Here is a 22,577-nt window from a genome sequence, read left to right on the forward strand (position 1 = left end):
GAATGTTGAACAAAGGCCAGTTTGATTTCTGGTTACGTCATGATGAACGTAAAACGCTTGTTCGGGAGAGATCCGCCTTCATGAATCGTCTGTTCAATGTTGAGGTGATTTACCAGTAATCGTTAAGCCCATGACTGGGTAGATCTGCATTCTTTGATTAGTTGCAACAGCCCCTGACTGGGTAGATCTGCATTATCTGATTAGTTGCAACAAGCCCACCAAAGAAACACCGCAAAAATTTATTGGCACATATTTCCCAAAAGGGTAAGTGTTTTCAGATAAGTAGATTATTGAGTCAATGCGACGGCCAAGGTAATTGTCGCTCAATACCAACACTAAGAACTTGCGAGTGAATTCAATAATGCAACCTCAATCATTAATTTTTTTCACCTCAAAAAAAGATAATTCTGACTGTAATTTTTCAGCTAAAGCACCAACTTCTTGATTGGAATTTGTACTTTCTTCTATTCCTTTTATATTCTGTTGAACCAGCGAATTAATATCTTCGAGTTGCTTTGAAATATCTTGAGTAACGGCACTTTGCTCTTCGGAAGCCGTTGCTACGACAGCATTTACTTCAGAAATACCCGTAACTTTCTCTGATATTATCGCGAATGATTCCGTCAACTCATTCGTAGCCTCTTTGGTTAGATTCATTAATTCAACGTTTCTACTCATGGAATCATCAGCTTGCTTAGACTTCTCTTGAAGTTGGGTGATAATGGTTTGAATATCAACTGTTGATTGTTGTGTTTTGGCAGCCAATGCTCTGACTTCATCAGCCACAACAGCAAACCCTCTCCCTTGTTCTCCTGCACGAGCCGCTTCAATTGCAGCATTTAAGGCCAATAGATTGGTTTGCTCTGAGATACTGTTGATAACATCAACTACAGAACTAATGGTCTCCGAATGTTCTCGAAGATGATTAACTAAATTTTTTGCTTCTAAAATAGAATTACTTATTTTTTCTGTTGTTTGTGTTGAATTCATGAGGATGGATTGACTGGATTCAATCACGCTATTTGCTTCCATAGCGGCTTCCTCTGCTTTCATTGCATTTGTAGCAACATCATTTGCTGTGGACGCCATTTCAGTGGATGCTGTTGCCACTTGTTCAACAGATGAAAGTTCACTTAATGAATTTTTTCGATTCTGATCAACAAGAACCAACGAATGGTCTTGTTTAACTTTAATTGTACTCATTACGTTTTGGCTTTCTAGTACGACACCTGATAGCCGTTCAGATAAAATTGTTACAGACTCAGAGATACTATCAAGCTCATTTCTGCTCAATGGCAACGTTTTGTTGTGAACTTTACCTTCCGAAAGCGCCTTTAACCATTCAACAATCATGGGTAAATTTCTAACTTCTCTTTTAGCAAACCAGAATGAAAGGATAGACACGAGTAATGAAGTGAGTAAAACAATAGTCCAGCCCCACAACGTAGACTTTCTCAACTCAGAATTTGATAATGTGAACTCTTGCTTAGAAACATCAAGTTGTAGATCAATTAACAATCCTAAATCCTCTCCCATAGCATCAACTAGCTTATATAATGTTTCTATCATCATATAGTCATCAACGGCGTTGCTTTTATGTTGTTTCAGCAAAAGTGGAACCTGAGATTCAACCGTTGAAATTTGTTTCTCTAACCTTTGGGCCAATTTTGCTTCTTTGTCCGTTAATGCAGTTTTTAGATATTCTTGCCAAATTGATTTTGCTTCATTAATGGATTCTGATGCACCTGTGTAAAATTGGTCCTTAGTAATTAACCCTACGTGTTGTTTATTGGCGGCATCAATCAAGTTAACGGCGTACAAGTCTGAGATTTTTTTCAAGTTTGATAATGGAATAACACGGTCTAAGTATACCGATTGGAATCGTTCCATGATTATTTGAGAAACGTTACCATTTAACGCATGAACAGCAAAAAGAGAAAGAGAAAATAACATCGGAATTAAGAGTAGCTTCGTTGAGATTTTATTCATAAGTCACCGTAAAGAGTGCAATAGATTTATTATAAAGCAAGATTCGAACCACAGAAAAAAGCGCTAACAAACATGCATCATGATAGATTTGTTATGTTGTTGATTCTTAAATTGCATTGCAAAAAGCAACACAATCCGAATATGCATATAAACCTTATTGGATTTAAACAACATGCACAGTGCAATTGTCGATAGACAATAAAGGAATAAGTTTTCCGTAAGGGCGTGACCGTAAGCGGTCGGGTTTTTCGTCGTTCCTCTTTCTATCGCTAACTTGAAGCCCCTAACTACTCATTGTTTGTGATGCGTTTTCACCTCGATTTCGTCGCGTGTTCCCAAAAATGATCAGTTTTCTATTCGTTTGTCACAAAAAGGATGGGACGTGACAAATAGGGGTTGTTGCAAAAAAATCAGCCAAGACTCAGAATTCAGTTCTGTCTTTTCTAATCTAGTGACTCAATGGCCAATCCCGCATTCAAATGGAAACACTTTGCCCCTGAAATCATTCTTTGGTGCCTTCGTTGGTATGGTTCGACAATTTATCGTTAGTTCATTAAATATGCCCCTTCATTACACAAGAAATCACGTCGTCTTATTTAACGTAACGGCACTTAATCAGTACCCAAAAATCAAACCTCCAGCTAGCGTAAGTTTACTGCTCGCGCTGGCTCTTCAATCAGGTGAGCGAATAGGATGAAGTTGGTAATGATAATTTCTTAATTCTTCGCTGACTTGATACTGCTCGAATTTGAAGTAACGTTGCTCTGTTAAGCAGTGAGTAAACTTGCCCAATTCATTGGTATGTATGAACAACGAGATTGGTGCAACTTGGCGATTATCATCATCGAAGCAATAATCAATGTGCGCTCTATCGAGATAAACAACGTCTCTATCCTGAGTCGGCGTCTCTTCAACAAGTTTTGTCTTTTCTGGTTACGTCATGATGAGGGCGTTGTTGCATCGCTCGTATTTCGGAGCAGCACAATAATCACGAGGCTTCTACTGATATAATGCAGTTTTCGCCTCGAGGCTTACTTATCCATGCCAAACAAGTTTAACAATTCAAAGCGCCACCACATTCCAAAGCAAACCTATAAACTGACGAACTGGCCTGAATACAACCAATCATTGATGAACCGAGGACGAATCGATATTTGGATAAACGAAGAGCTCTTAGATACATGGAACCATAAAGACCGTACCTATGACGGCACTGGCTCTAGCCCTCACTATACTGATGAAGCTATATTGATATGTCATGAAATCCGAATGGTATTACGCTTACCCTTGCGTCAAGCTCAAGGTTATATTGATTCGTTATTTGACATGTTGGACTTCCCATTAACTTGCCCTAGCTACAGCCAACTTTCTCGTAGACTTCAAGGCCTAAATATCAAAACGCCACTCTACCCAAAGCAACATAACACACAGATTGAAAATAATGATGTCGTCGCGCTAACCATTGACTCTACAGGCTTAAAGAGGTTTGGTAGAGACGAATGGCATCAAGAAAAACACAAAGTGAGTAGTAAGCGTAGTTGGCGAAAAATGCATATTGGCTCCGATCACAACCACTACATTAGAGCTGCAGTTATGACAGACAAGAACACGAAGGATGAGGCTGTAGTCGGAGATATTTGTGACCAAATAAGCGTACCGGTAGGACAAGTATTTGCGGATAAGGCCTATGACGAAAATACGGTATATGACACGTTAGATAGCCACTTCCCGGATGCTGATATTGTCATTCCACCCAAGGAAAATTTGCTCTACGATGAACAGCGAGACCATCGAGTACGAAGTCGAGCGATGATAGAAATTGCGGCGAAAGGTCAAATCGCCTGGCAAAAGAAGCACGAGTATGGAAAACGTGCTCATGGAGAATTGGCAATGCAGCGATATAAACGAACATTTGGTAACCAACTCCACAGCCGAAGTTTTAACAATCAAAAGATGGAAATGATGATTGCTTGTGGTGTTTTGAACCGCTTTACCGCAATGGGGATGCCTCAAAGTTATCGTTGCGCCTAAGATCTATCAAAAGACCAGAGGATTGAGCGATGCAACAGCGCCCAAATTGCGCTGAGCCATTATTGTGAAAGCTTTCAATATTGATACCTAACGCATGTTTCTGAGGCGGTTTAGTGTAGTCGTCAAACTCAATGCCTTTGAAAAATCGCCACTGCCCCGAACGTAGATTCTCGGTTCGAATTACGCCCTTATCACTCAAATCATTGAGGACAGTTTCTAAGAACGGTAGACATTCACTCCATTGTAAACCCAGTGTGTTTAACAAAGGAATTTGCAAATTATCAAGGAGTAATACCTTATTATCAGAGAGCTTCATCATTTCCTTGAGAACCAACTTTTCAACATGCTTTTCCATTAACTTATAACCTCTATGTTATACGGAGTTATCATTTCTTGTTTAGTGCGCTGCTTTCTTGAAAGCTGCAATGCCAGCATCACAAAGCGGTTTTGTGACAGGTTTTGATGCGTTATGAGTTTTTTTAAGACCTGAGTTAGTATATTCAGCACACCAAACACTATCGTTTCTACCTGTTGTTTTATTGCGATAATGAACACTTAAATAGCTTTGATCGTTAATCTCGACTTTGATGATGTCAGAAGCATCATACTTGTTTGGTAATGTGACTAGCACCTGATTCGCTTGAGCTTTGATTGGTTTTACACTAAAAGCTGACGTTTGTGCGTAGACCAATTGGGGCGCAAACGCTAAGACCGCGATAGCGGCTAGAATTGATTTTAATTGCACGCCATTTCCCCCTTACTTTCGATTATTAAGAAAAGATACAAGATTAGATAATCTTTCCTCCCAATGAATAAGCCTATCTTAAGCATCTTTGGCTCTACTTGGAGAGCTTGATTTAAGTTCTATTGAGAGTTGAGCAATCGTTCGATTTACTAAATTTTGATAGTCATTGAGCTCTTGACTCGATAGTTCATCGAGATTTTTTTCTTTATAAACTGACATGTATTTACCCCCATGAAGTAGTTTAAATGGCGATGCTATTAACATCTTTCACACCAAATAAGTAAGCTAACTCTTCGTTCGATACTGCGTGAACTTCAATAAGAGTCGTTCCCTTGTGTTGAATCGTACAGATTTTGATTACCTTTCCATCAGGCCATTCTTCTCGAACATATACAGCAGAAGCGTGGCGTCTAGAGGATGGGTTATAGCGATTATCACCAGTAAACTGGTTAATTTTCCCATCTCTAAGAACTGTGATATAAACGCTTTTGGCGTCTTCTGAGCGGTCAAAGATGACGGTTGCAAATTGTTGACTAGAATATTCAGCAAAACCTAAATCGCTGTAATCCAATTCTTTCATTAAGCTACTCATAATTTATTCCTCGTTCCTCTTAATTACGCATTGAATGTTCATTACTCAGATTCTGATGAGTCTGCTTCGCTGCGTTCGAACGCATCATGAAACTCCGGTGGTGTACTAGTATGTCCACACTCTCTACATACGTAGTCACCAGTTTGGACACCAAACATCCGTTCCTTACCTATATTGGTACAGCCACACTCTGGACACTCAGCCTTTCTTGCTCTTGCCATACGACTTCCCCTTAGCAACGTCTTAGTGTTCTATCGTGATACTTCATTGTTGCCGCACCAATAGACAATGTGCTGACAGCAAAGAAAGCAAACCAACGATAATTTAGATATTTGGTTACGGCTGATAATGCATCGGTTGGCACTGGTGCTGTCCACGCAACAATGAAGCTGATTACGCTACCCAACATAAGAGCAACGGTAATAATTATTCCTGCTTTAATTTTCCAATCAAAGAACTCAAAAAACATGATGTCTTTTTATCCCTTTTGTTCGTTGTCTTTGTTTGGTAGGCCATTCACAGCGTCTAAGTCACGCTGTTCACCCGCCTTTGCTATCCGTGATAACTGGCGTTCGGACTTACCCCAACGTTTTGCGATTTCTTCAAACTTCCAACCTTTAGCGTTTGCTATAAGCTGAAACTCTGTAATATTTCTACCTGTCATATGTGTCTAGTATATTCCAATTTAATTACCTGTCAAATATGTCTAGCTCACTAATCGCCAGTATTTCGACTCTCAGGAGCTAACAACGACTCAAAACGTTCTAAGTTTTTGATATTACACTCTTGATTGAATTTTTCTTCAAACCCTAACACTGTAATAAGCTCTCGTTTAGAAGTGGATAGTAAGTAAATAGCGTCCGTGTGCTCATTGAACATTTTTAGAAGAAACTCAATAGCATCAACTCGGTTTCGAGTGGATCTACCTTTCCATGCTGGCTCATGATGGAATAAACGATTCCTGAACTTATTTAATGCTCCCATTTTCTGAAATAATGTATTGAGTTTAACTCTCTTCTCTCTAGCGTTCGGGAAACACTTATCCAACTGTGTTTGCCATAGGTTATGATCTCTGTTGCGAGGGTTGTTGTAGTCTCGGTGTAACATGTGAACCCAAAATCCAAACGGTAATCGAGAAACAAGATCGTTACTGGTATATCGAACGCCTACATCCTTTAAACACTGCTGTTCTGCAAAATCGACTTGTTTTCGAGACTCTTGACTTAGAGGAATTCGCTTATACCATTCATCATCTTCAAAGCATTCTGTTGCTGATTTATGGATTGAATTTCTCAACGTCACTTCAAGTAGCTGAACTACTGAGAAAAACTGAGACATTATACTTTGCATCGCCATATAAACGGCTATCAACTCACTATCAGATTTACAGTCGAGCACCTGACGATAGGTCTCTAGTTTTTCTGTAGAAAGTCCTTGCTTGATCTCTTCCAAATCCAAATTATTTGCCCTCTGTATCAAGGTTGTGTATTATTAGAAACAACTGAGGTTAATCCTCTTGTTGTGATAGCCCTGTCCTCTTCCGCTGGAAACAGTATTGACAACAGGTAGCGAGTTTAAGAGCCACCCTTTCGAGGGTGGCTCACTTGTTTGTAGCTAATAAAAGCACACTACATACACCCGTCATATATGTCTAGCATATTTTAAAAAGCCATATCTGCAATTGCTAGCATACTCACAGTATCTGTCTCTATAAGTCTTAACGTGGTTTCAAGGCTCTTATTTCCAAGCATCAAATGGATAGTCGGAACGTCTACTCCATGACGTTTAAGCCTTACAGCAAACGTGCGTCTACCGCTTAGAATACTAGGCTGATCAATACCAGAATCAGCCAACAATCGTTTGATGTGATTATTTAAAGCATTACAGTGGTAAGTCGTATTACCTTTCTCTGTGGTTCTATGCTTGATTTTAAAATGGTCGCCATTCCTACGCTTAAAGAATGGTTCATCAGCATCAAAAGCATTGTATTGATCGGGGTGATCACCATCTTTTAGCCGTTGCTCAATGTAGTTCTTGATAAGATTCTGTAGCTTAATGTTGGACAGATAAAAATCTCGATTCACATCGCCTTTAATGGCAAAGCATTTTGTTAGGTGTCCGTTCTTCTTAACAATGTCTCGAACTTGGATGCGACATACCTCTAGTGTTGTCATTCCACTACCCAAGAAAAATCCCATTAGACACGCATTAAGCTCTGGCTCTGGTGTCTGTGTGATGACTTTAAAGACCCAAGTTTTGTCTTTGTCCTCGATGAGCTTTGGTAGTGCCATGTGTGCATTTTCCTGTTTTACATGAATAAACATACACGCTAACAGTGACAAGTTTAGAAATCAGTGATCTAAGGATTGGAATTACTGGCTTTGGGGGAAAACGTTCCGTAGTATCGAAATCAACTGATCACGATACTACATACTGGAGTGGTTAAGGTAATTGATGGGCTGTTGCTGTTAAAGACTCGATTTGAACTGTTTTACCTGACATAGAAACTTCTTTGGTATAAAGACTTTCTGCCTTATCCCATTCTAAAAACGCCTGATTAGCTATCGTTTGAATATTAGCTAAATTCACATCGTATTTTTGCGTTAAGCTCAAAGGAAACTTGAAATCATAACTAAGCCAAATGCCATTTTGCTCGGGACGTAATACATGTTGCCAGGCGGAGTACTGACTACCACAATTGTCATATTCAAAATTGCAAATCTCAAACCCCTTACTTTCCGGCAACTGAGATAAATATAAATACACATCGTAGGTTTGATACTCAGGCATCGCTTCAGCATTGTTAAAATTTAACACAATAACACTGTGTGCCCCTGCCTTTGTCCCAATCTCAATATGATTGGTAATAGGGGGGGGGGCGTTGCAGTGTTCGTACAGCCCAATAGCGCTGATGATATTCCCACCGCAAGTAACATTTTTTTCATAAATAGCCCTTTTTTTACTGGATATCTAACCAGTATAATAAGAATCACATCACGACACAATAAACATCCTCACCAATTGATTAATGTTGAATTAATCAATAATTTCAATATGTTCTTGTTTATATATGGTTCATGCTGGCTGCTATATACTTGCATGTAGAGTCAGTATGAAGCCGACAGAGCGAAGCGGCGTCAGTATTACTAATTTAGAGAAAACTGATCATTTTGAGGTTTAGGATCAAAAAATCAAGCGAAACCAAAACACATCACAACCCGTTAACATTTAACTAAATTCTGTAATTAACTTTCAGGAGAAAACTCTAGGGTATGGAAAGAGAAATGGCTGACTTTCGAGCGGTTGTAGCTAGAGTCGTCCCCTACCGCGCAAAAGCCAGCCTAATTTTGTCAATTTAACATATGATCGATAATACAATCCAAGAAAGAAGCACCGTACGGTGACTAATTTAGGTTCTGTCGCAAACTTTGAGGATTTAAGTTAAGGTTTGCTTGATTTCTACTCATGAAACTGATTCTTAATGTGTAAGGCTGTCACTTTCCTTCTGAAGTTGTTCTTGAAACCGTACGTTATTATCTCGCCTATAAACTCAGTTATCGTGAAATTGAAGAGATACAGCTTGAGCGTAGAGTTGTTGTAGATCACGCCACTATCGATCCGTCGATAAATTTGGAAACGTGATCGATTACTACCTTAGCCCGAACCGTGATGAGGCAGCTGCCAAAGCCTTTCTGAATAAGGCCATTGCACAAAATGGTTTACCAAGCAGGTTACTGCCAAGCAATAAACTTGCGCGGGACAAGAGTGAAGAACTTGGCCCCCCTAGTGGCTGCCATACATCCTCAAACAAACAGTCCATTTCCTGGTGTCGTGGGAGAAGCGAACGGCCATGTCATTGATTTTTTACTCTGCGATCGCCATGATGAGAAAGCGGCTCGCGCCTTCTTTACCAAGGCAATCGGCTATAATGGTTTATCAGAAAAAGTGGTTATCGATAAGAGTGGTACCAACGCGTTAGCGCTGCATAACATCAATGTTCAACTCTGGCTGACGGAGAAGAGACTCAACTTGATTGAAGTATTTCAAGTTAAATATCTGAACAATATAGTTGAGCAAAGTCACCGGAAAGTGAAAGGTAAAATACATCAGTGTTTAGGGGGGGAATTTGTATGAGAGAGCCAGTTCCACCCTGGCAGGCGTGGAACTGTGGTCGATAATTAAAAACGGACAGCTCGATAATCCTGAAGGCTTATCTGCTTGGGAGCAATTTTACGCACTAGCAGCCTAATTACATCTAAAAACCAGTACACTTATACTTCATCATAATTTTGCGATACAACCCCACATTATACGGCTTTGGCTCTAGAGCTGGTTTTGTTCATTTTACTTTAAATGACTAAAGCGTTGCTCCAAATTGTTCTAACAACTCACGTTGTGCATCGGTTAGATTTTTGGGTATTTCAACTTGAACCTCCACCAATAGATCGCCCGCTTCACCTTTACGACTTGTCACGCCTTTCCCCGTCATCTTGAATTTGCGCCCTGTTTGAGTACCCGCTGGAATTTTGAGTTTAAAGCGACTGTCTAACACATTCACCGTAACTTCCCCCCCTAAAGCCGCAGTAACCATATCAACTTTGGTGTGACAAATAATGTCATTACCATCGCGGTCTAGAAACCCATGTGGTCTGGTTTCAATAATGAATAATAAATCCCCCGAAGGACCACCATTAACGCCTAAACCACCTTTACCGGAGTAACGTATCTTTTCACCATCTTTAATACCCGAAGGGATCTTAACTTTGATTTTTTTCTGTTTACCATTGATTAGCAATTCGACCGTTTTTTCAGCCCCTTGAACCACATCAATAAAGTCTACAGTAAGCGTATATTGGTGATCTTGACCTTTTTGTCCGCGTGGGCGCCCGTGTCCACCACGAGTTTGTGAGAAGAGATCCTCAAACCCTCCACCAAAGCCGCCACGTTGGCGGAAGGCATCACTAAAGAAGTCTTCGAACCCACTGTGACCACCAAAACCACGATTCTCAGATTCAGTATGACAAAATTGGTCATACTGAATGCGCTTTTCTTTGTCTGTTAAAATTTCATAAGCATCTTTTACTTCTTTGAAATTCGCTTCTGCTGTCGCATCTCCGGGATTTTTATCGGGGTGATACTTCACCGCCAACTTCTTGTAGGCTTTTTTAATCTCTTTCTCCGAGGCTCCCTTAGATACACCTAGCACGCTGTAATAATCTCGTTTTGACATGCTAAAAACTCACTCAATTTCTCATTCAAACAAAAAAGGGCGTATGAGTGACCTCTTACGCCCTGAATACCAATAAGTTCACGTCTCCATGATACATAACTCAACGTTTAACAGCTCGAAAGCAATTATCCGTCAGTGGCGTTACTTCATTTCTTCAAACTCAGCATCAACAACATCGTCGTCCTGCTTAGGTTGTTCATCAGCTTGCTGTGCTTGTGCTTTCTGTTGAGTAATTTCCATTAGCTTTTGAGCTGCTTGCATAAGTTCTTGAACTTTAGCGTCGATCACTTCTTTTTCGTCACCAGACTTAGCTAATTCTAGAGCTTCGATAACCGCTTCGATTTTAACTTTCTCGTCTGCAGGTAGAGCTTCACCCGCTTCTTCTACTTGCTTCTTAGTACCGTGAATCATTTGGTCAGCTTGGTTACGTGCAATGACTAGCTCTTCGAACTTCTTGTCCGTTTCTTTGTTAGCTTCTGCCTCTTGTACCATTGCTTCGATCTCTTCCTCAGACAAACCACCTGATGCTTGTATCGTGATCTTTTGCTCTTTACCTGTTGCTTTATCTTTAGCAGATACGTTCAGGATCCCATCCGCGTCTAGGTCGAATGTTACTTCGATTTGTGGCATGCCACGTGGAGCTGGTTGGATACCTTCTAGGTTGAACTGACCAAGAGACTTGTTGTAAGTCGCTTGCTTTCGTTCACCTTGAAGAACGTGGATAGTTACTGCGCTTTGGTTGTCTTCAGCTGTAGAGAACACTTGCACCGCTTTAGTCGGGATAGTTGTGTTTTTCTCGATAAGCTTAGCCATTACCCCGCCCATCGTTTCGATACCGAAAGAGAGAGGAGTAACGTCAAGTAGTAAAACATCTTTAACGTCACCAGCTAGCACTGCACCTTGAACAGCAGCACCCATTGCAACAGCTTCGTCAGGGTTCACATCTTTACGTGGCTCTTTACCGAAGAATTCAGTTACTTTAGCTTGAACCATAGGCATACGAGTTTGACCACCCACTAAGATAACGTCAGTGATTTCGCCTACAGATAGGGCAGCATCTGCAAGAGCTACTTTTAGTGGCTCAAGAGAACGTTGAACTAGGTCTTCAACTAGAGACTCAAGCTTCGCTCGAGTCACTTTGATGTTCATGTGCTTAGGGCCATTCGCATCAGCCGTAACGTAAGGTAGGTTTACGTCAGTTTGAGTAGTAGAAGAAAGCTCGATTTTCGCCTTTTCTGCTGCTTCTTTAACACGCTGCATTGCTAGTGGATCAGTTTTAAGGTCGATACCTTGCTCTTTTTTGAACTCATCTACTAGGTAGTTAATCATGCGGTTATCGAAATCTTCACCACCAAGGTGAGTATCACCGTTAGTTGAAAGAACTTCGAAAGTTTTCTCACCTTCTACTTCATCAATTTCGATGATAGAGATATCGAATGTACCACCACCAAGGTCGTATACAGCGATAGTGCGATCACCACCTTGCTTGTCTAGACCGTAAGCTAGAGCAGCAGCAGTTGGTTCGTTGATGATCCGTTTAACATCTAGGCCTGCGATACGACCAGCATCTTTCGTTGCTTGACGCTGAGCATCGTTGAAGTAAGCAGGAACAGTAACAACTGCGCCAGTTACTTCTTCGCCTAGGAAGTCTTCAGCTGTTTTCTTCATTTTCTTAAGAACTTCAGCAGATACTTGAGGAGCAGCCATTTTTTGGCCTTGCGCTTCAACCCAGGCATCACCGTTGTCAGCCTTAACAATGTTGAAAGGCATGATTTCGATATCGCGTTGAACTTCTTCATCTTCAAAACGACGACCGATTAGACGCTTGATAGCGAATAGGGTGTTTTGAGGGTTAGTAACCGCTTGACGCTTCGCAGGTTGACCAACTAGCGTCTCACCTTCAGTGTATGCGATTACCGAGGCTGTTGTGCGTTCGCCTTCAGTATTTTCTAGTACGCGAGGTTTGTCGCCGTCAAGTACGGCAACACATGAATTTGTTGTCCCTAAGTCAATACCGATAATTTTACTCATAATAAGACCTCTCTTATTAAAATTATTTTTTCTAATGCAAAATATGTAATTCTATTCTTCTATATGAGTACAAGCGTTTAAGTCTTGCACTCTAGTGGTGATAAACAGCAATATTTTTAGACAAGGTTAGTAAAATCGAATACTAAAATCACCTTATCCGATCCTGTTTCCCCAGTCATTATTTGTGGATTGAGATCTGACGGGGTTGCATTGCTTCTGGGACTTCACGGACGAGGTCTACGTGCAGCAAACCATTTCCCATACTCGCTGCTTTAACGGTTACGTAGTCAGCCATCTGGAATTTACGTTCAAAGTTACGCTCTGCGATCCCTTGATAAAGGTAATTAGGTTTAGTTTCTACAGGCTGAACTTCACCGGAAACGATTAACATATTTTCGTTCTGGGTAAGAGTTAGTGCATCTTCAGAAAAACCAGCTACAGCCATCGTAATACGATAGTTGTTTTCGTCTTTCTGCTCGATGTTGTATGGAGGGTAGCCATTACAAGATGGCTTATTCGTGCTACTCTCCGCTAGGTTAAATAGACGTTCAAAACCAATGGCATGACGGTATAGCGGAGAAAAATCTACATTACGCATAATACTATCCTCATAAATAAGCAATAGTTCTTAGTGTTTAGTACACCAAGACCGGAGACAGACTCTATTGCACCACGTAGGCGCCGTAAGACATATGTTCCAGGTGTTAACAGGTTTAAGGAACTCGCTAATGTCGCATACTACAACGTCAACGTTCCTTGATTACAATTGCCCTAGCTTCCCTAAGAAGGCGAAGTGGGCAACTTAAGAACTTCATCTGTCAGTTCGTTTTTTTAAAATATTATCCCAAGAGAAACCTGTCAATACTAACATTAGGTTTTTTTGGTCATTTATAAATTGTTAATTTAGCAAAAGCGCTAGCTCGATTCTGTCAGATTCGATCTAACAGGTTCTTCGCTGGCTCATTCCTACACACAACCCAAATCGCGGCCTGGATCTGTCAGCATATAATGTATTTTAATGTGACACCCTAAGCGCCAAAACGCACATCAAAACAAAACCCTGAGCACTTAAACGTCCCCTCCCCCTTTGTCACAAATCGCAATGCTGGAAATACTGACCCGTAGTTGGTGTACAGAATGATGTGATCCGCTCGCTCGTGAAGAAACCATTCACCAAAGCCAGCGCCATTTAATTCGATGAAAAAGTCACGGATTTCATGGAAAGCAAAACGACGCGACCCCAATAGCGGAAACTGCTGCTTGATAGCTTCAACGAACCCTTGGTCTTTTAACGCTGCGATATCAGCCTGCTGCTCGGGCGATTGACGACGACTGAACATTTTCAAACGCTGGATTTTGGAAACCCAATCAGACTTTTTTTTCGCCTCATCACGACACTTTTTGACTTGAGAGCGCAACTTCAATACCGCCAAAGGACTAGAGATATCATTTTTTGGTGAGCTTTCGTGCCCCAGCGGCGAAACGCTGGTCGATGAATTTGAATTAGAGAGAGTTGGGATTGAGTTTTGTTGCGCCATGAGAATTTCCTTTCTGTTTGAGTATCACTTTTCGGAGCCGCTTGGCTGTCCGCTCTCTCAACATCGTTCTGCTTTGCAAGGGCGCACAGCGGCAAAGCCTCCCTTGAAAAACAGGTTGTGGGGAGAGACGGTTAACAGCCTGCGAACCCAAAAATGAAGCGAGTGAAAGAAATCGGCGCATAAGAAAACAAGCCCTTATTCGAACTTATTCAAAGACAGAGAGATCAACGAGGAGAGAGGACGAGGTGCCTCGAACGAAGAGAGAAGTGCCTTGGGTGATTGTTCTCAGGAACGTAGAAGCTCATCGAGCAGGCTCGATAAAGCAACTCAAGTTGTCGACAGAGGAGCAAAACGAAGGAATAAACCGAGCGGAGCGAGAACGTCCCAGTGAAGAAGCATCAACAACAGAACCACTCTATTAGAGATAAAACGAAGCACACGTGATAAAAATCAAGTGATAACGACCAGAAAATGAACCATGACCTATGTCCTTATACAATTCATCTCACCTTTCTCTTTGAGAAAGCGTTCATACCTCCTTTTTACTGTGCCACGATCGAGTCCCAATACCTTTGCAGCATAAGTATAGTTTCCTAGGGAATGAATCATGCATTCATCCAACAGCCCCCCTCCACCGCTTTCATCACCACACTCATATCAGGATCGCTATTAGAACTGACATAAACCAACAATCGAGCAGCAAGACATTTCCGAACTTTCAACAGATCGACTAGCATTTGCTTTTCAGTCCTATGCAGTAGCAGATGAATAACTTCCTGATCATCAATATGACCCACTTCCACTCGATAGGTTCCTGTACCTTGGACTTTATCAATCAACGTATTTAATCGATGAGTTTTAACCTTCTTAGAAAAAGGTTTCATTTTCTAACATTGAGGCAAAACACTGCTGTTCAAAGAGAGCGGTCAACATGATGTAGAGCTCATCCTAATGAGTGAATTTGGCTTGATAATTGAGGTTAATTTCGTTCATTTGCCATAAATTTTCCTCTAGGTGGCCCTTGGCATTCCTGCCTATACTCAGCATGGTCTTCAGCTCTTTCTTACATTTAGAATATTGAGGCTGTTTTATCTTTGGCTTGATGAACTCTACCAAAAACTCATTTCTTTTTTTTGTAGGCCAATAGGCTTGGCTTTGGTCAAATGAATAATAACGAGAGGGGAGGCGTTTGAAATCGTTTGGTCTATTGCTTGATAGTACTTTAAGTTAAGGCTCATGAATGGTCGCTAACTCTTATAATCCGGTGGAAGAACGTCCGAAAAGCCTGAGCTCAAGGTAGTCAAGGTGATACAACCGCGCCTCAGCCCAAACATAATTAACAATTAAGGCGTGACTTGAACACGCTAAGAATAACAAGGTTAATCTCGTTATTTAAGTTTATTCAGTACGTTGAAGAATTCTTTGAATTCAACCGTAAATAGAGCACCGACTATTACTGGTAGACCGCTATTAAAAGCGGACCTGCTTAAATTTCCCAACGCCGATAGCAGATCGCTCTTTTAAAATCACGTCTAGTGCTCTCTCAAATACGTACTTATTGCCCTTAATTAAGTCTCGTGCACCACCACTGTTAAACCAGATGAAAGAATAATATTCAGAGTAATTTGATAAGGTTGTTTTGAAAACAACCCCCATTGTCCCCGTTTAGACACCCATCAAACTTAAACCTTTATTAATTAAAAATATTCTTAAAAGGTTTAATTTGTATCTTTAGTGCTTTATATTGGTTACATGAAATTAAGGCATTAAGGGCACCCAATGACCACCATCATCGATTCATTAGAACTTGTTTGTGAACGTATGCAGCAAGAGCAGTCAGATCTGAAAGCCGTTATCAAAGAGCGTATGCAGATCAAAGTAACTGATACAGAAATTGAGGGGAGTGTCGATAGGCTTATCTATAATCACTCATTGAAGAAGAAAGAGCTTCAAGAGCTGTTTGGCTTATCTCGTGTGACCTTCAATTCTAGAATAGATGAAGCAACCGAGCAGGGCGTCGTTGGCGCTCCTATTATCCAAGGACGCACTCACCTGTATAATCGCTTCGACGTCGCCAATATGATGGAGTTCATGAACTTTCCTAAGTACAACCAGCGCTTTGAACCGACAACCGTTGTAGTGGAAAACCATAAAGGGGGCACTGGCAAATCCACCACGACAGTAACCCTAGCGACCACTGCTGCGCTTGATCTTAATCTTAATGCACGCTGCCTAGTGATAGATTTAGATCCCCAAGGCTCAACAGGCCAAAACCTGATTCATCAAGCCGACGATGAATCAGTCTACATGACAGCTGTTGATATCGCGCTAGCAGGCCAAGAGCCCGAAGGTGATTTTTCTCAATACCTTAATGACTACCGTTATGACGAGTTAGTTAAAGCGATTCCGTTTAAGACTCACCTCCCTAACTTAGATGTGATTCCTGCCTTCCCATCAGACGAACGCTTTGTCGATTCTTACTGGGGGCAAGATGAAATAGGTCAACGGAATTTGCTGAGTGTGTTGCGTGAAAAAATCTTACCCATACTTAAAGAAGAGTACGACCTAATCTTCATCGATACGCCCCCACAGAACTCTCCAATTCTCTGGGCAGTGAATGAGGCGGCTGATGCGGTCTTGATTCCAGTCACCCCACGAGAGTTTGATTTTGCCTCAACGAGTAACTACATGGCCACTATGCCAGGTACATTTAGAGCATTACCATCACAAGGAAAAAATTTAAAGTGGGCTAAATTGCTTCCAGTGAACTTCGATGAGAAGAGCGCTCATGAAGTTAAAGTGTTTGATAAATTGCTGCGTGCGGCGCAAGGGCATTTATTATCAACAGCGATCCGTCACTCTGAAGCGTTTGTCGCGGCTGCGGAAAGCAACCGTACAGTACTGGATATTCGAAAATCAGAGCAGATTTGTAGTGGTAAACAATTTGATTTAGCTATGACATCGGTGAATGCCGTGTACCACCAATTCATCACTGAAATTAAGCAGCTAGCAACAAAAGGGCTATAACATGTTACGACCTCAAGACAAGCGAACCGGCTTTAACCAAGGCAATCAATTAGGAAAACGAGTTAAAGCCGAACCCCCTAAAAAAACATTCACGTTTGCTAGCGGTAAAACAGCCACTGCAGAAAGAGTGGTGGTTAAATCAGATGAACTTGAAGTTAAAACTGCAATTCACCCTTTAAATCCACGTCGCCAAGATTCGCTTACGCTTGATGCTGTGCGTGATATATTACCAAGCGTTCAGGAAGAGGGCGTACATACTGAAGGCGTCGCGACCAAAGACGGGCAGGGCACTTACCAGTTACTTGATAGCTCACGTCGCCGTTTCACTTGCATCCATGCTAAAAAAGATTTACCTCTATGGGTTATTGAAGGGGAGATCGACCAAGCTGATTTGCTCGCTTTTATTCAAACTACTCAATCTGTAAAGCGCTTGTCTTACCGAGAATTGGGAGCTGATTACAAAAGCGTGATGCAAGCACAAGGCTTTACGAAGCTCGATGAACTAGCTGACTATCTGAATATTGGACGTGAAACTTGCCGAAAGCGCTTTGCTGCAGCATCAGTTGATCAGCGTTTGATTGAGGTCTTTCCTGATTGCGAAGGGATCCCAAATGGTTACTACGCTAAGCTGGCTAAAGTGGAAAAGCAGTTAGATAAAGAAGGTACTACAACGGCACATTTCATCAGTTCACTTAAGGTGGATGTAGATAATTTAGTCTCTGTAGAAGATAAACAAAAGCAAGTTCTTGCTCAGATGGAGTCGAAGCTTTTAAAGGGTAAAGATAAAATAAGCTGGAAGACTAAACCATTAGCGCTGTTCGATGACAAGAACAAGTATGCAAAGGTATCTCACAGCAGTGATAAGCGGGGGCTTAAGATTGAATTGAGTAGATTGCCCGTTGATGTGTATGACGATATCATACGGTTTGTTTCTGAAAAAGTGCAAGATAAGTAAATAACAACCCCGCCAATGAGCGGGGTTTTTAATGGGGACAATGGGGGTTGTTTTGCCCTATTAACAACAAACCACCTCATTATTTAGATGTCATAACAAAGTTGATGAATATAAAACTTGAGATCAGTATCACTGAAGGTAACAAATTTTTAGTGTTAGCTGCAAAACACTAAAAATCTGTTACCTGAAAATCATAATTCCATTAACTCTAACCTGTGATAGAAAATAGAATCAAACTGCATATCTGCAGGCATTACGATAATACCCATCCTAACACTTTCAATGGCGAGTTTATGGTGTTTACTTAACTCACCATTGACAGGGTATGAAAGTACAATATTAAAGGCTTCTTTTGCGAGTTTTAACATCGGGTTATCAGGTGCTAGCTCTTCAGCTAACTTTGCTCTTTCCAATGCCTCACCTTTATTGTCACTTTTTTGCTTCCATTGGAAAAGGAACTCAAGCGCAACAATACTCTTTCCTCGATAACGAGCTTTATAACCATACGATCCAGACTCTTCATCAACCAAAAAGCTTAGCTCTTTTCTCACTTCTTCGTTAGAAGCAAGCTCTTCGATTGGCTTACGAATACATCGTTCCATGAAGACCTTGTTGTTGGTATAACTGGATTTGGTTAACTTCCCTTGCTCATCTAAGAGACCGAATAAACCATGTAATTGCGCTATCGATTGCTCATGCAACTTCATTCCAGGCTTTTTAAAGCGAGATAGAATAGTGTAAAGGCGCTTAGAATGTTCTGACTTCAAACTACGAAAAGATAAATGGTTAATTTGAGCGTGGCCAGCTGACTGAGCAAGATAAGCATCCATTAATTCAGCGTTAGGCACCATAATTAGCGCCCCTTTTTTATACGCAACTCGACTAAAAAGAGGCATAAAATCAAATTCTTGATCAGCATCGTTCATTAAGCCTACTTTGCGCGATGAGAGCCTTTTAGCCATAGGCTTTAATGTTGGATAAAGCTGCTTTGCTGAAAGACCAAACCACTCCTTTAACACTTCAGATTGAAACGTATATTCAGGTGCGTATACGTGTCGACCTTCCTGATACGCAACCCAATGGTCTTCGTGTAGTCGAGAGAGGAAGAGTGCAAATGTATCATGCTCTCTCGCCGTCAGTCCTAGCTGGCTAAAAACTAAAGCATGGCTTTTCTTAAAAAAGTCATTAGGCAATTCACGGTAGTCTTCAGTTGTGATCAACTGTCGATGGTCAGTCATAGTAATTAGTTTCAGGTAACAGATTATTAGTGTAGTACAAGGATAAGACTAAATTTCAGTAACCTCAAGAACGTAATTCACAATTTTAGACTAAATTCCTGTAACCTTAATAGAAATACTAAAATGAAACACTCAATATCAAGACTTATGGGATAAAGTCTGTTTGGACACTAAAAAAATGTAACCTTCACACTAAAATTTAGATCAATAACACTAATTTCTTGTTACCCCCAGACTAATTAAAAGATCAACAAGACTAACTACAAGATCAATCACACTAATAATATGTTGCCAAAACCTCAATATCATTATGATTTTAAAGTGTTTTTTAGCAATTATAGATCTTATATAAATTATAGATCATATAGAGGTTATATACTGTTATAGAGATTGTGGATAATGTGGATAAACTCAATTTAGTAAATAAAAAAACTACTTATCCACATAAAATAAAGAATATTAGAAAAACTAGCTTAACGTTCATCGATCAATGTTTTTCTACTTTCCTACTACGGACTTCCAATTTCCGTAAGTATTGGTGCCATAGAGAGTAACGAATGCATAAACCTGACGGGCAACGCTTTGCCGTTGCTTTGTCGGATTTGTGTATGGACAACTATTCGCTCGTTCCTCACGAAAGTTGTCCATACACAAATCTAGGTTTAGAAACCTTCAATATATGATCTGAGGGAGATCTTTTAATCTCGTTGTATATTGGGGCGACAAAAAGTACGGTTCATCAGCCACTTCTGAGTGGCTTTGTTTCCGTAATCAACCCACTTTGTCTTTTGATGTCATTAGGCGACTCGATAGCTCTCGGTCATACCAAGCTGCATAAATCGATTTAATATTGATGCTGCTTGCATCATTTCCTGTTGTTGATTGTTAAAGTCTCTACTGTGTAATTTGGGGCCAATAATTGTTTTGTAACGCTACATTGCATTATCTGAGACATTCCGTTTTCCATACTGCTTTGTCTTTTGCCTGCGCGTGGGACTTAATGCAGAGTACACCACCAAATTGCTCACCCTTTTAGGGTTATGAGCGTCGTCAGCATACAGATTTTCTTTGGGAGGAATCGCTATGTCAGTTTCTGGAAATTCGCTCGCTAATGCGTCATAGACGTCATCGGTATCGTATATTTTATCTGCTGAAATATGGCCAACTTCCACATCAACTTGCCCACACAATTCTTCGACAACCTGAAAATGGTTCTATCGCAAACTTTGAAGCTTTAGGTTAGGATTTGTTCAATTTCCACTCAACACTCTGAATCGTCATGTTTAAAGGCTGCCACTTTCCCTCTGAAGTCATTCTCGAAACCGTACACTATCTCTATCTGGCAGGGTAGTTGTCACTGTTAGAATTTAACCAGTTTGGGCGATAAAGAGTAATTGTGTCTCGTATCTCAGTAGAAAGAAAAGAAGCTATATTGAAGAAGCTATTACCTCCATATTCGATGTCAGTTAAAGAAGTGTCAGAAGACGAAGGAATTAGCACTGCGCCCCTGTATCATTGGCGCCAGCAACTCAGACATTCAGGAGCCGCCGTCCCAAATACCAACACTTCATCAGAGCAGTGGTCTGCTCAAACTAAACTTGCCATTATCGCTAAAACCAACTCAATGATAGAAAGTGAACTCAACCAATATGATTGTGAAAAAGGTATTTTTCCAGAACAAATCCAAAGCTGGCGCCGCGAATGTATGCAAGGGTTTAAGTCGAGTAAAGAGCGGGAAGCTGAAGCAAAGAAGCAGGCTAAAGCTGACAAACTTGAAATCAAAGAGTTGAAGAAAGATTTACGACTCAAAGAAAAAGCACTCGCTGAAACGGCCGCCCTCTTGGTACTAAGAAAAAAGCTGAGAGCCTTTTACGGGGAAGAGCCAGAGGACGACTAACCTCAACCGATGAAAGGCAGACCATAGTGACGATTATCCTTGAAGCGAAGCAATGCGGATGCCGTTTAGAGCCAGCTTGCCATGAAGTTCAAATTGACTTGAGAACGTATCGTCGCTGGTATCAGTAAGGTGAAGTCCAAGCTGACAAAAGGCCATATGCATCAGACCAGAGCCTGCTAACAAGCTGTCGCAGGAAGAGCGTGAGGTGTGTAACCGCTCTGAGTTCGCAAGCTTGCTTCCAACTCAAATCGTCCTGACACTGCTTGAGAGAGGTGAGTATATCGCCTCTGAGTCGATCTACTATTGAGTGCTGAGTACGCAGGGGCAACTTCACAAACGAGGTCGTCAGCGGAGCAGACAGAAGCAAACGAAGCCAACCAGTTACACAGCGACGGACTCGAACCAATTTTATGCATTGGATATCAATCACTTACCTTCAAGGGTTCGAGGCCAACACTATTACCTGTATGTCATTGAGGATATCTACAGTCGAAAAATTGTTGGTTATGAAGTGTATGAGCATGAATGCGGTGAGCTGGCGTCACAACTTCTGCAACGAACGTTGATGCGAGAGCAATGCTTCAATCAAGCACTGGTTCTTCACTCAGATAATGGTGCACCGATGAAGTCGCTGACGTTTAAAGCAAAAATGGAAGAGTTAGGTATTACCTCATCGTATAGCCGGCCAAGAGTCAGTGATGATAACCCGTATGTCGAGTCATTGTTCCGTACAGGAAAGTACATGCCAAGCTGGCCAGCAAAGGGCTTTGAAACAATCGATAGTAGTCGAAGTTGGGTTGAAGCCTTCGTACGCTGGTACAACACCGAGCATAAGCAGAGTAAGCTAAATTACGTCACGTCACGCCTTCAGAGCGTCACAATGGAAAAGATAAAGATATCTTGAAGCGTCGTGTAGAGGTATTGCTAGCAGCAAAACAGCGAAAGCTTGAGCGGTGGTCTGGTGATATCAGGAACTGTGCGCCTGTTGGTGACATTCACCTAAATCCAGAAAGAGAAGCTGCTTAATAAGCAAGAAAATGATGACAACTACCTTGAAAAACACCGGAATCCCAAGGCTATAATTTTGTAGATTATCAATATGGAATTTCGTTTACACCCGATTTCAGATAATAAGTGCGACAATCCCCTTTAAATTGAAGATTAGACAAAATTCAATCCTAGAAACTCACTCTAACTTTTACCAATCAATCAAGCTCATCTAAGCGGATAGAGCCCTTTCCTTATGTTTGGTGTTGTACTACAACTAGTGGATATACATTTATATTAATTAGGTTCTAGTTTGT

Annotated in this window: 22 protein-coding genes and 4 pseudogenes; 7 read left to right on the forward strand and 19 right to left on the reverse strand. The window is 41.0% G+C overall.

Annotation, left to right across the window (positions count from 1 at the left end; all coding sequences use genetic code 11):
- Window positions 1–119: pseudogene (locus ACED60_RS22640) on the forward strand (IS6 family transposase); the annotation flags it as partial.
- 250 nt (window positions 120–369) lie between these two features.
- On the opposite strand, the gene ACED60_RS22645 reads toward ACED60_RS22640, so the two are convergent.
- Together ACED60_RS22645 and ACED60_RS22650 are read right to left on the reverse strand one after the other, a co-directional pair.
- The gene (locus ACED60_RS22645) at window positions 370–1,989 is read right to left on the reverse strand and encodes a methyl-accepting chemotaxis protein (protein ID WP_102258642.1); all 1,620 of its coding nucleotides are present in this window, start codon (window positions 1,987–1,989) and stop codon (window positions 370–372) included.
- A 672-nt stretch (window positions 1,990–2,661) separates the two neighbouring features.
- Window positions 2,662–2,916: pseudogene (locus ACED60_RS22650) on the reverse strand (DUF2913 family protein); the annotation flags it as partial.
- A gap of 114 nt (window positions 2,917–3,030) precedes the next feature.
- On the opposite strand from ACED60_RS22650, the gene ACED60_RS22655 reads away from it, so the two are divergent.
- Window positions 3,031–4,020, forward strand: a complete 990-nt coding sequence (locus tag ACED60_RS22655; protein ID WP_371728546.1) for an IS5 family transposase — start codon at window positions 3,031–3,033, stop codon at window positions 4,018–4,020.
- Here ACED60_RS22655 and ACED60_RS22660 read toward each other — a convergent pair.
- From ACED60_RS22660 to ACED60_RS22705, 10 genes are all read right to left on the reverse strand, one after another.
- The gene (locus tag ACED60_RS22660) at window positions 3,980–4,375 is read right to left on the reverse strand and encodes a hypothetical protein (RefSeq protein ID WP_371728547.1); all 396 of its coding nucleotides are present in this window, start codon (window positions 4,373–4,375) and stop codon (window positions 3,980–3,982) included. The genes ACED60_RS22655 and ACED60_RS22660 overlap by 41 nt on opposite strands.
- A 42-nt stretch (window positions 4,376–4,417) precedes the next feature.
- Window positions 4,418–4,765: a hypothetical protein gene (locus ACED60_RS22665; RefSeq protein WP_137033526.1), complete on the reverse strand. Its 348-nt coding sequence runs from the start codon at window positions 4,763–4,765 to the stop codon at window positions 4,418–4,420.
- Window positions 4,766–4,843: 78 nt separating this feature from the next.
- Window positions 4,844–4,984, reverse strand: a complete 141-nt coding sequence (locus tag ACED60_RS22670; RefSeq protein ID WP_371728548.1) for a hypothetical protein — start codon at window positions 4,982–4,984, stop codon at window positions 4,844–4,846.
- Window positions 4,985–5,006: 22 nt separating this feature from the next.
- Complete coding sequence (locus ACED60_RS22675) at window positions 5,007–5,357, reverse strand: hypothetical protein (RefSeq protein ID WP_050613167.1); 351 nt, start codon at window positions 5,355–5,357, stop codon at window positions 5,007–5,009.
- 41 nt (window positions 5,358–5,398) lie between these two features.
- Window positions 5,399–5,578 (reverse strand): hypothetical protein, encoded by a 180-nt coding sequence (locus ACED60_RS22680; RefSeq protein ID WP_017086660.1) that lies wholly within the window; start codon window positions 5,576–5,578, stop codon window positions 5,399–5,401.
- 11 nt (window positions 5,579–5,589) lie between these two features.
- Entirely contained in the window at window positions 5,590–5,826 is a 237-nt protein-coding gene (locus ACED60_RS22685; protein ID WP_017086661.1) for a hypothetical protein, read from the reverse strand.
- A gap of 9 nt (window positions 5,827–5,835) precedes the next feature.
- Complete coding sequence (locus ACED60_RS22690; protein WP_017086662.1) at window positions 5,836–6,021, reverse strand: hypothetical protein; 186 nt, start codon at window positions 6,019–6,021, stop codon at window positions 5,836–5,838.
- Window positions 6,022–6,071: 50 nt separating this feature from the next.
- Entirely contained in the window at window positions 6,072–6,815 is a 744-nt protein-coding gene (locus ACED60_RS22695; RefSeq protein ID WP_017086663.1) for a hypothetical protein, read from the reverse strand.
- A gap of 203 nt (window positions 6,816–7,018) precedes the next feature.
- Entirely contained in the window at window positions 7,019–7,648 is a 630-nt protein-coding gene (locus ACED60_RS22700) for a tyrosine-type recombinase/integrase (protein WP_371728549.1), read from the reverse strand.
- Between the two features lie 151 nt (window positions 7,649–7,799).
- Window positions 7,800–8,174 (reverse strand): hypothetical protein, encoded by a 375-nt coding sequence (locus ACED60_RS22705; RefSeq protein WP_017098241.1) that lies wholly within the window; start codon window positions 8,172–8,174, stop codon window positions 7,800–7,802.
- Between the two features lie 672 nt (window positions 8,175–8,846).
- Here ACED60_RS22705 and ACED60_RS22710 point away from each other — a divergent pair.
- A pseudogene (locus ACED60_RS22710) lies at window positions 8,847–9,491 on the forward strand (DDE-type integrase/transposase/recombinase); the annotation flags it as partial.
- Window positions 9,492–9,714: 223 nt separating this feature from the next.
- Here ACED60_RS22710 and ACED60_RS22715 read toward each other — a convergent pair.
- The 4 genes from ACED60_RS22715 to ACED60_RS22730 form a co-directional block, all read right to left on the reverse strand.
- On the reverse strand, window positions 9,715–10,587 hold the full coding sequence (locus tag ACED60_RS22715) for a DnaJ C-terminal domain-containing protein (protein WP_017100395.1): 873 nt from the start codon (window positions 10,585–10,587) through the stop codon (window positions 9,715–9,717).
- A 141-nt stretch (window positions 10,588–10,728) separates the two neighbouring features.
- Window positions 10,729–12,618 carry a molecular chaperone DnaK gene (gene dnaK, locus ACED60_RS22720; RefSeq protein WP_102258078.1) on the reverse strand — a complete coding sequence of 630 codons (1,890 nt, stop codon included), beginning with the start codon at window positions 12,616–12,618 and terminating at the stop codon, window positions 10,729–10,731.
- Between the two features lie 178 nt (window positions 12,619–12,796).
- A complete protein-coding gene (locus tag ACED60_RS22725) occupies window positions 12,797–13,216 on the reverse strand; it encodes an Hsp20 family protein (RefSeq protein WP_017091829.1) in 420 nt (139 codons plus the stop codon).
- Between the two features lie 430 nt (window positions 13,217–13,646).
- On the reverse strand, window positions 13,647–14,156 hold the full coding sequence (locus ACED60_RS22730) for a hypothetical protein (RefSeq protein WP_102421416.1): 510 nt from the start codon (window positions 14,154–14,156) through the stop codon (window positions 13,647–13,649).
- Window positions 14,157–14,401: 245 nt separating this feature from the next.
- Between ACED60_RS22730 and ACED60_RS22735 the strand changes: the two genes are divergently transcribed.
- Window positions 14,402–14,578 (forward strand): hypothetical protein, encoded by a 177-nt coding sequence (locus tag ACED60_RS22735; protein ID WP_158008840.1) that lies wholly within the window; start codon window positions 14,402–14,404, stop codon window positions 14,576–14,578.
- A gap of 183 nt (window positions 14,579–14,761) precedes the next feature.
- On the opposite strand, the gene ACED60_RS22740 is transcribed toward ACED60_RS22735, so the two are convergent.
- On the reverse strand, window positions 14,762–15,040 hold the full coding sequence (locus tag ACED60_RS22740; protein WP_017098235.1) for a hypothetical protein: 279 nt from the start codon (window positions 15,038–15,040) through the stop codon (window positions 14,762–14,764).
- Between the two features lie 64 nt (window positions 15,041–15,104).
- Window positions 15,105–15,272, reverse strand: coding sequence for a DUF2913 family protein (locus tag ACED60_RS22745; RefSeq protein ID WP_017098234.1), 168 nt, complete (start codon window positions 15,270–15,272; stop codon window positions 15,105–15,107).
- A 663-nt stretch (window positions 15,273–15,935) separates the two neighbouring features.
- Between ACED60_RS22745 and ACED60_RS22750 the strand changes: the two genes are divergently transcribed.
- Window positions 15,936–17,183, forward strand: coding sequence for a ParA family protein (locus ACED60_RS22750; RefSeq protein WP_017098231.1), 1,248 nt, complete (start codon window positions 15,936–15,938; stop codon window positions 17,181–17,183).
- 1 nt (window position 17,184) lies between these two features.
- The gene (locus tag ACED60_RS22755) at window positions 17,185–18,138 is read left to right on the forward strand and encodes a ParB family protein (protein WP_102258082.1); all 954 of its coding nucleotides are present in this window, start codon (window positions 17,185–17,187) and stop codon (window positions 18,136–18,138) included.
- Between the two features lie 191 nt (window positions 18,139–18,329).
- Here the strand turns inward: ACED60_RS22755 and ACED60_RS22760 are convergent, their stop codons facing one another.
- A complete protein-coding gene (locus tag ACED60_RS22760; RefSeq protein ID WP_017099008.1) occupies window positions 18,330–19,376 on the reverse strand; it encodes a replication initiation protein in 1,047 nt (348 codons plus the stop codon).
- 1,396 nt (window positions 19,377–20,772) lie between these two features.
- Here ACED60_RS22760 and ACED60_RS22765 point away from each other — a divergent pair.
- Window positions 20,773–22,299, forward strand: a pseudogene (locus tag ACED60_RS22765) (IS3 family transposase).
- Window positions 22,300–22,577: the final 278 nt, after the last annotated feature.

The organism is Vibrio sp. 1F279 (assembly GCF_041439815.1).
In the GTDB taxonomy this organism is placed as follows: Bacteria; Pseudomonadota; Gammaproteobacteria; order Enterobacterales; family Vibrionaceae; genus Vibrio; species Vibrio tasmaniensis_A.

Excerpts from the sequence above, each read along its gene's own strand:
- ACED60_RS22690 (WP_017086662.1), bottom strand. The coding sequence starts at position 6,021 with ATGACAGGTAGAAATATTACAGAGTTTCAGCTTATAGCAAACGCTAAA.
- ACED60_RS22715 (WP_017100395.1), bottom strand. The coding sequence starts at position 10,587 with ATGTCAAAACGAGATTATTACAGCGTGCTAGGTGTATCTAAGGGAGCC.
- ACED60_RS22685 (WP_017086661.1), bottom strand. The coding sequence starts at position 5,826 with ATGTTTTTTGAGTTCTTTGATTGGAAAATTAAAGCAGGAATAATTATT.
- ACED60_RS22700 (WP_371728549.1), bottom strand. The coding sequence starts at position 7,648 with ATGGCACTACCAAAGCTCATCGAGGACAAAGACAAAACTTGGGTCTTT.
- ACED60_RS22760 (WP_017099008.1), bottom strand. The coding sequence starts at position 19,376 with ATGACTGACCATCGACAGTTGATCACAACTGAAGACTACCGTGAATTG.
- ACED60_RS22730 (WP_102421416.1), bottom strand. The coding sequence starts at position 14,156 with ATGGCGCAACAAAACTCAATCCCAACTCTCTCTAATTCAAATTCATCG.
- ACED60_RS22675 (WP_050613167.1), bottom strand. The coding sequence starts at position 5,357 with ATGAGTAGCTTAATGAAAGAATTGGATTACAGCGATTTAGGTTTTGCT.
- ACED60_RS22670 (WP_371728548.1), bottom strand. The coding sequence starts at position 4,984 with ATGTCAGTTTATAAAGAAAAAAATCTCGATGAACTATCGAGTCAAGAG.
- ACED60_RS22680 (WP_017086660.1), bottom strand. The coding sequence starts at position 5,578 with ATGGCAAGAGCAAGAAAGGCTGAGTGTCCAGAGTGTGGCTGTACCAAT.
- ACED60_RS22645 (WP_102258642.1), bottom strand. The coding sequence starts at position 1,989 with ATGAATAAAATCTCAACGAAGCTACTCTTAATTCCGATGTTATTTTCT.
- ACED60_RS22725 (WP_017091829.1), bottom strand. The coding sequence starts at position 13,216 with ATGCGTAATGTAGATTTTTCTCCGCTATACCGTCATGCCATTGGTTTT.
- ACED60_RS22750 (WP_017098231.1), top strand. The coding sequence starts at position 15,936 with ATGACCACCATCATCGATTCATTAGAACTTGTTTGTGAACGTATGCAG.
- ACED60_RS22755 (WP_102258082.1), top strand. The coding sequence starts at position 17,185 with ATGTTACGACCTCAAGACAAGCGAACCGGCTTTAACCAAGGCAATCAA.
- ACED60_RS22655 (WP_371728546.1), top strand. The coding sequence starts at position 3,031 with ATGCCAAACAAGTTTAACAATTCAAAGCGCCACCACATTCCAAAGCAA.
- ACED60_RS22740 (WP_017098235.1), bottom strand. The coding sequence starts at position 15,040 with ATGAAACCTTTTTCTAAGAAGGTTAAAACTCATCGATTAAATACGTTG.
- ACED60_RS22660 (WP_371728547.1), bottom strand. The coding sequence starts at position 4,375 with ATGGAAAAGCATGTTGAAAAGTTGGTTCTCAAGGAAATGATGAAGCTC.
- dnaK (WP_102258078.1), bottom strand. The coding sequence starts at position 12,618 with ATGAGTAAAATTATCGGTATTGACTTAGGGACAACAAATTCATGTGTT.